This is a genomic window from Variovorax sp. CAN15, assembly GCF_030462475.1.
In the GTDB taxonomy this organism is placed as follows: domain Bacteria; phylum Pseudomonadota; class Gammaproteobacteria; order Burkholderiales; family Burkholderiaceae_C; genus Variovorax.
Map to the genome: position 1 here is coordinate 1 of NZ_JASMRZ010000131.1, position 7830 is coordinate 7830.

General features: G+C 65.4%; 7 protein-coding genes. 2 read left to right on the top strand and 5 right to left on the bottom strand.

Annotated features, from left to right (window positions below; all coding sequences use genetic code 11):
• Positions 1–39: 39 nt before the first annotated feature.
• A complete protein-coding gene (locus QMO14_RS31975) occupies positions 40–849 on the bottom strand; it encodes a DUF308 domain-containing protein (protein WP_367618189.1) in 810 nt (269 codons plus the stop codon).
• A 102-nt stretch (positions 850–951) separates the two neighbouring features.
• Here QMO14_RS31975 and QMO14_RS31980 point away from each other — a divergent pair, with 102 nt between their 5' ends.
• Positions 952–2427 carry an HD domain-containing phosphohydrolase gene (locus tag QMO14_RS31980; RefSeq protein WP_301512094.1) on the top strand — a complete coding sequence of 492 codons (1476 nt, stop codon included), beginning with the start codon at positions 952–954 and terminating at the stop codon, positions 2425–2427.
• Here QMO14_RS31980 and QMO14_RS31985 read toward each other — a convergent pair.
• On the bottom strand, positions 2420–2725 hold the full coding sequence (locus QMO14_RS31985; protein WP_301512095.1) for a hypothetical protein: 306 nt from the start codon (positions 2723–2725) through the stop codon (positions 2420–2422). The genes QMO14_RS31980 and QMO14_RS31985 overlap by 8 nt on opposite strands.
• A gap of 349 nt (positions 2726–3074) precedes the next feature.
• On the opposite strand from QMO14_RS31985, the gene QMO14_RS31990 reads away from it, so the two are divergent.
• A complete protein-coding gene (locus QMO14_RS31990) occupies positions 3075–4097 on the top strand; it encodes a LysR family transcriptional regulator (protein ID WP_301512097.1) in 1023 nt (340 codons plus the stop codon).
• Here QMO14_RS31990 and QMO14_RS31995 read toward each other — a convergent pair.
• From QMO14_RS31995 to tauA, 3 genes are all read right to left on the bottom strand, one after another.
• Complete coding sequence (locus QMO14_RS31995) at positions 4015–4869, bottom strand: ABC transporter permease subunit (RefSeq protein WP_301512100.1); 855 nt, start codon at positions 4867–4869, stop codon at positions 4015–4017. The two genes, QMO14_RS31990 and QMO14_RS31995, sit on opposite strands and share 83 nt — an antisense overlap.
• Positions 4870–4900: 31 nt before the next feature.
• Positions 4901–5689: a taurine ABC transporter ATP-binding protein gene (locus QMO14_RS32000; protein ID WP_301512098.1), complete on the bottom strand. Its 789-nt coding sequence runs from the start codon at positions 5687–5689 to the stop codon at positions 4901–4903.
• 308 nt (positions 5690–5997) lie between these two features.
• Entirely contained in the window at positions 5998–7014 is a 1017-nt protein-coding gene (gene tauA, locus QMO14_RS32005) for a taurine ABC transporter substrate-binding protein (protein WP_301512099.1), read from the bottom strand.
• Positions 7015–7830 lie beyond the last annotated feature (816 nt).

Here is a 7830-nt window from a genome sequence, read left to right on the forward strand (position 1 = left end):
GCAGACCATGCCCGCCCTCGGGCGGGCATGGTCTGCTGTTCATCGCGCCAGCGCTCCAGCGTCTCGACGCCAATACCAGTCTCGTCGGCCACCACTTCCAGCGGCGCGCACTCCGGTGCGAGCAGCCTTGCGACAGCCTTCCTCTTGAAGCCTTGGGAATATCTCGCCACTTCGAATCCTTTCTTTGGGTTCTAAGGAGGCGACAACTATTCTGACGTGGCGGGTCTCCCGAACCAGAACCATCACCCCCGAAATCAAGAAGTACGCCGCCCCCACCGCCGCATACCCCCCAATGGTCTGAAGCACAGGCGCACCACTACCCTGCTGCGCCACAAAGAACCCACCAGCCAGCGCAGACTGCGCCCCGCTCAGCATCATCACCCACTGCCCTCCGTTGTCCTTGCGACGGCGAACGGCCGTGGCCAGTTGCAGCAGGCCTGCGACGATCGCCCAGGCCCCGAAGATCGCCAGAGCGATGTGCAGCTTGAACAAGAGGGAGCTCGCAACAGCCAGCGTGACCAGCGCGCTGATCCAGATGTTGAGCAGCTGCGTGGCATTGGCTTTCGCACCGCCTGTCATCCTCACGTCCAGCAGGTTGGCGAACGCATCCCACGCGGGATAGACGATCAGCAGCACGGTCGCCAAGGCGGGCGACTGCTTCGCGACGGTAAAGACCGCCGCGACCCATGCGAACGAGAAGGCGGCACGGACGAGGTAGTAATTGCGCAGCCAGGCGGCTCGCCGGGATTCGGTTTTCAAGGCGTCGGACATGGTGATGAACGAATAGAAGAAAAAAAGAAAGAAAGAGAAGATCGCCGTCCATCGAGTGAACGGCACGGACGCGGTCATTCTTTTCCCTTCCCGCCTCACGCGGTATCCGTCGGATGACCGACAGGGCCCCAGGGAACTGTGAGATGCTGAGTACCCGCCGCCGCGATCCACGCCTGCCCCATGTCCGACGACACGACGACCATCACCGTTTTCGACGCAGTCCGCGCGCTGGCGTTCATCGGCGACCTGAGCATGGGCCAGCCGACCGACCACTCGCTGCGCACGGCCTGGCTCGCCGGGAAGATCGCAGCCGGGGCCGGGTGCGACGCGTCGCAGGTCGAGGCCGTGCGGCATGTCGCGCTGTTGCGCTGGTCGGGCTGCACCGCCAATGCGCAGGAGTTCGCCGATTTCCTCGAAGACGACGTGCAGGGCCGGCAGGCCCTGCTCGCATCGCGGGCACCCCGCATGCGCCGGCCGCACATCAGCGGGCCGGTGCCCGATGCGGTGCTGGCCATGGCCGACATCCATTGCGAAATTGCCGGCGACATCGCGAACACGCTGGGGCTGAGCCGCGAGACCGAAGCCGCGCTGCGCGCCGTGTTCGAGGCTTACGACGGCAGCGGCGTGCCCGGCGTGCTTCAGGGCGAAGAAGTTCCGCTCGCGACCTATGTCGTGGCGCTGGCGAGCGATCTGGAAATCTTCGGCCGTCTCTACGGGATCGATGAAGCGCTCACCGTGGCGCGCGGACGCGCGGGCAGCCTCTACCCGGCCTTCCTCGTCGACGCGAGCGCACCCTGTGCTGCAACATGGATGAAGGAACTGGACTCCCCCGTCGCGCCATGGACCGAGCCCGCGGATCAGCCTGCGTCGATGCTTCGACGCATGGGCCTGGAACTGGTCGGCGACGTGATCGACCTGAAGCTGCCATGGATGACGGGCTATTCGCGCCGCGTGGCCCAACTGGCACGCGACTGCAGCGCACGGCTCGGCCTCGACGAAGCCACGTGCCACCTTGCGTACAAGGCCGGCCTGATCCACGGCATCGGCCGGGCGGCCGTTCCCAACGCGATATGGAATGCGCCCGAGCCACTGCCGGCATCGTCGCTGGAGCGCGTGCGGCTCGTGCCGTATTGGACTTCCCGCGCCGCCGGTCAGATCGACGGCCTCGCGGCCGAGGCGGAAATCGCATCCTTCGCCTTCGAGCGGCGTGACGGCTCGGGCCACTTCCGAGGCCGCTCGGGCTCGGCGATGCCGCTGGAGGGGCAGATCGTCGCCGCGGCCGAGCAGTGGCAATCGCACCGCACCCGCCGCCCGTGGCGACCGGAACTCACGGAGGCGCAGGCGCTCGACTGCATGAAGGAAGATGCCAAGGCAGGCCGCTTCGACCAGGAAGTCGTCACGGCGCTGCTGGCATGCGTTCTGCCGGGCAGCGCCTCAAAGCCCGTTGCGCCGGCACAAGTCGACGCCTCCCTTTCCCAGCGCGAACTCGAAGTCCTGCGCTGCATCAGCCAGGGCCACAACACGAAGGAAGTCGCCCGTGTGCTGGGAATCAGCCCGAGCACGGTGCGCACTCATGTCGAGCGCGTGTTCCAGAAGCTCGGGTGCACGACCCGTGCGGCCGCGACGCTGAAGGCTGCGACCAGGGGGCTCATCTAGCAAGCACGGCAACACGCAGCAACTGCAGCGTGTTCTCGGCCGCTTCGATGCGCCTGCGCAGTTCTTCGTTGACAACCCGCACCAGCGCGCTGAGTTCGGACCGGTTCGGGCAGACCTCTTCCGTATCACCGACCTGCTGGGGCACGATGAGCTTTTCGAGGCCCGCATACGCTTGCCTCACCTCGTGAAGACTGTCGATGTCGTCGCAGGCCTGCAGCGTGAGCGATTCGACGCCGGTGGATTCTGGAGATTCAGGGAATGAAGAGACACGCGCGGACGCGCGGGGAGATGCAGCCATCAATGGCCTCCAAGAGGTGCGGTTTGCAGAAACCACCGCTCCCGAGACCAATCGAGGGCGGCAGCTCGACGGGTTGGTCTACCGGGCACCTCTTGCGAGAACCGGCCGGGCTTGCGCCCGCCCGTCGAGCCGCCAAAAACTGGAGGCACGAATGACGAAGCCGCAGACCCTGCGGGAGTGACTGCGGCTTGCGTCGCAGAGATGCTTCGGGAGACCAATCCCGATCACGCCTTTTTATGACGTGACGGGGCGCAGTATAGCCACGGAGGTATTCATCGCATCAGCCCGAAACCGGCGATGCCCCTACACCCGACGGCCTCATCCCGGAAGCTGGAACAATCCGCCCACCATGGACGGTCTGGACCTCATCAAAACATTTCGCGAAGTCGCCTTCCGGCGCAGCTTTTCCCGGGCGGCGATCTCGCTGGGCATGTCGAAAGCCACGGTGAGCCGCTACGTGGCGGAGCTCGAAACCCGCAGCGGCGTGCGGCTGCTCAACCGCTCCACGCGCTCGCTGAGCCTCACCGACGCCGGGCAGGTGCTGCTGGAGCGCAGCACGCAGCTGGTGACGATGGCCGAGAACACGCTGAACGACCTGCAGGCGCACGGCTCGCATCCACGCGGGCGGCTGCGCATGAGCGCGCCACACGGGCTCATCGCCGGCTGGCTCTCCGACGTGATCGCGGGGTTCATCAAGCTCTACCCCGACGTGTACGTGAGCCTGGTGTTCACCAACGACGACCTCGACCTGATCGAGGAAGGCATCGACATCCACCTGACCGGCGGTCGCATCGACGACATGAACCTGATCGTGCGCCGCCTCGTGCAGTTCGACATGGTGGTGTGCGCCGCGCCTTCGTACTGGGCGCAACGCGGCATGCCGCAGGTGCCCGAAGACCTGAGCCGCCACGACGTGCTGAGCTTCTCGGCCAAGCAGACGACCAACCTGCCCTTCGAGACCAATGGCGATCCGTACGAGGTGTCGGTGCACAGCCGCATGGAGGCCAACGATGCCGTTGCGCTCATCGAGCTGGCGCTGCGCGGCGTGGGCGTGGCCTATGTGCCGGAGCCGCTGGCGCAGTCGCACCTGGAGCGCGGTGCGCTGGTGCCGGTGCTGCGCGAGCACATGCCGCGCGAGCACTGGCTGTACGCGGCGTACTCGCAGCGCCGCCACAACAGCGCCGCGATGCGCGCGATGCTGGACTACCTCGAACAGTCGATGGACGCGCTCACCGAAGGCCCTGCGCTGCCGCCCCCGATGCCCGTGACGGTGGCACCGCCGCCACCGGTCACATGCGCCCTTTCCAAGGCACAAGCCGGCGTTCGAGCCACCGCATCAGCAGGTCGAAAAGATAAGCCACCACGCCGATGACGATGATGCCCATGATCACGATGTCGGTGCGCAGGAAGTTCGACGCGTTCAGCACCATCTGACCCAGCCCCATGTTGGCCGCCACCATCTCGGCGGCCACCAGCGTGGTCCAGCCGAAGCCGATGGCGATGCGCATGCCCACGAGGATGTCGGGCAGCGCCGAGGGCAGGATCACGTGGCGTATCACCTGCATGTAGCTCGCGCCCATCGAATACGCAGCGTTGATCTGCTCCTGCGACGCGCTGCGCATGCCCGAGCGCGCGGCCAGCGCCAGCGGCGCGAAGCAACTCAGGAAGATCAGCAGCACCTTCGGCAGCTCGTCGATGCCGAACCAGATGATGATGAGCGGCAGGTAGGCCAACGGAGGCAGCGGCCGGTAGAACTCCAGCGGCGGATCGAAGATGCCGCGCCAGAAGCGGCTCATGCCCATCGCGATGCCCACCGGAATGGCCGTGGCGCAGGCCAGGAAGAAGGCAGAGAACACGCGGAACATGCTCGCCAGGAAGTGCTGCCACAGCGGCTTGTCGTTGGCCTGGCCGGTAAGGTATTCGTAGAACTGCTGGAACACGGCCTGCGGCGTGGGCAAAAAGAGCGGCTTGACCCAGCCCATGTTGGTGACGATGAACCACAGTGCCACCAGCGCCACGACCGTGACCACGCTGATGGTCACGCTCGATCCCTCGCCCGGCACCTTGAAGGCGCTGGTCTTGAGCTTGGCGCCGGCCGCGGGAACAGGCGGCGCGGCAGGCTTGGACGGCGGCGGTTGCGTCATGACGGCACTGGGCGATGCTACGGTGACGACCTCATGCATGGGCGGCCTCGCGGTGATGAATGATGGACAGCACTTCTTCGCGCATGCGGATGAACTCGGGTTCCGATTTCACCTTGCGCGAATCGCCGTGCGACAGGTACTGGCGTGAGAACGGCACGTTGTCGTAGACGTGCGAGATGCGCCCCGGGCTCGGGCTCATCACGATGAGCCGCGTGGCCAGGAACAGCGCCTCTTCCACCGAGTGCGTGATGAAGAACACCATCTTGTTCGACTTGGACCAGGCGTGCAGAAGAATTTCCTGTACCTGCTCGCGCGTGAACGCATCGAGCGCGCCCATGGGCTCGTCCATGAGCAGTACGGCGGGGTCGCTGGCAAGCGCACGCGCGATGCCCACACGTTGCTGCATGCCGCCGGACAGTTCGTACACAGCGCGGTCGGCGTATTTCTGCAGGCCGACGAGACCGAGTTTTTCTTCCGCTATGCGGTCGCGCTCCGCCTTGCCCATGCCGCCCAGCCGCAGCCCCAGCGCCACGTTGTCGCGCACGTTGAGCCAGGGCATCAGCGCATGCTTCTGGAACACCACGCCACGGTCGGCGCCAGGGCCGACCACGGGTTTGCCGTCGAGCAGGATCTCGCCGGTCGAAGGCGGCAGGAAGCCCGCGATGCTGTTGAGCAGTGTGGTCTTGCCGCAGCCCGAGGCACCGAGTGCGACGACGAAGTCGCCGTCGTGCATCGTGAGGTTGACGGGGGCCAGCGCCTGCAGCGTGCCGCCCTTGACGGCGTAGTTGACCGTGAGGTCGCGGATGTCTAGCGTGGGCATTCAGTTCTCCAATGCGGGTTGCTGTCTGATTGCTTGCTGTCGTTGTTCGTTCGGGGGGGCGCACAGGCCACCGGGTACTCCCCTCCGCGAATGTCCCCCGGGGCTACGCCCCTCCTGCTTTATTTCGCTGCGGGGAGCACCCGGCGCCCCGTGCACTGGGCATGCTGCTGGTTTGCGGCCGATCAACAAGTGCCCTGAACGATCACGCCGATGGGGTGCCTTGCGCAGCGAAATAGAGGAGGAGGCCGCAGGCCGGGGGACATTCGCGGAGCAAGGCACCCCGTCGGCGTGATCCACCCGCGAACAAATTACTTCCCCATCGCCTTCTCGACATAAGCAGTGGTAACGAACGCGCTGTAGTCAGGCTTCACCTCCTGCACCCGCCCCTGCTCCTTCAGGAAGGCGGCCGTATTGGCCATCGCTTTCGCGGCACCGCCACCCAGCCAGGTCGGCGAAACCTGCTCCGCCATCGTCGGGAACGTGTACAGAGCCATCGCAGCCCCCACGTCCTTCGGATCGGCCTTGGTCCACTTGGCCATGGCCTTGGTCTGGGGTGAATCGGGCGTCCAGCTCTTGCCGGTGGCCTTGTACTCTTCGTTCGCGCGGTTCAGCGCCTTCACGAAGGCCACCATGAAAGGCTCGTTGGCCGCCGCCCACTTGGCGTTGACCACGATGCCCTCGAAGGTCGGTGCGCCGCGCTTGCCGATGCTGCCCGACGTGGCGATGGTCTTGCCGCTGGCCTTGATCTTCGACAGCACCGGGTCCCAGATGAAGGTCGCGTCGATGTCGCCACGCTCCCAGGCCGCCGCGATCTCGGGCGGGCGCATGTTCATCACGTTCACGCTCTTGGCATCGACGCCGTCCATCTTCATGCCAGCCATGAGCTGGTAGTGCGCCGTCGACACGAAGGGCGTGGCCACCTTCTTGCCGGCCAGGTCCTTGATGCTGTTGATGTTGGTGCCGTTGCGTGCCACCAATGCTTCCGCATTCGCGATGTCGGCGGAGATCCAGAACAGCTTGATGTCCTGCCCCTGGCTGGCCGCGGCCGTGAGCGGGCTGGAGCCGGTCTCGCCCATCTGCACGTCGCCCGAAGCCATCGCGCGGATCACGTCGCCGCCGCCCGCGAACATGCGCCAGTTGATCTTGTAGCCCGTGGCTTTTTCTACCTCGCCGGATTCCATGACCAGGCGCAGTGGGACCAGCATGTCCTGGTGGGCGAAGGTGACTTCCTTGGCTTGCTGTGCGTGGGCACTCGTGCCGTACAGGGCTGCGAGGGTGGTGGCCAGGATGGCTAGCTGGAGGGGGAGACGGCGGGACATGGTCATCGGGTTTCTCCTTGAGGGTGAATCTTCGGGGACTTTGCACTTAACGTCTGCGGCCAGGAAGTGCCAGCAATGGGGTGGGGATGGAGCCAGTGGGTACGGAAATACCCTTGTTGTGGTGCGTCTTGCACGGGGGAGGTGCACTTTGGGATTTGGCGTTTTTGGTGGGGTTGGTTTCCGGGGCCGGGTCTCGGCCCGGCGGCCGACCTACTTTTCTTTGCTTCGCCAAAGAAACGTAGGCAAAAGAAAGGCGACCCTACTGTCTGCGTCCCTTCGCTTCGCTACGGGCAACCTGCGGTGCTCGACGTAGGAGGGGGTCCGCAGAACTCGCTTCGCTCAAACAGCTGCGGCCCTTATCCCTCCTACGTCTGCGCTCCTCGGCGCAGCCAGAAGGGAGCGATCCGCGCCATCGCTGCGCTCGGCTTTTTTGAACAGCCTGAATCGGCCTTCGCTTCGCTCGGGCGGGGATTCAAGGTCAGAACCAATTCCGACGACGCCAACAACGCACGCAACCCCAACACCCCTTCCGCCCCATTCCAAGCACGGCAGGCGCGAAGCGCTGCCGTGCCTTGGTGGCCGAGCGAAGCAAAGGCCCGGGCGTCTCCCCTCCCCTCTGGCTGCGCCGAGGAGCGCAGCGTTTCGCGGATCAGGGCTCGCCCTTGTCTGAGCGAAGCGAGTTTGGGCGAGACCCCGCGAAACGCGAGCACCGCAGGTTGCCCCGTAGCGCAGCGAAGGGGTCGCAGACAGTGGGGTCGCCTTTCTTTTGCCTACTTTTCTTTGGCGAAGCAAAGAAAAGTAGGTCGCCCGCCGGGGCGAGTC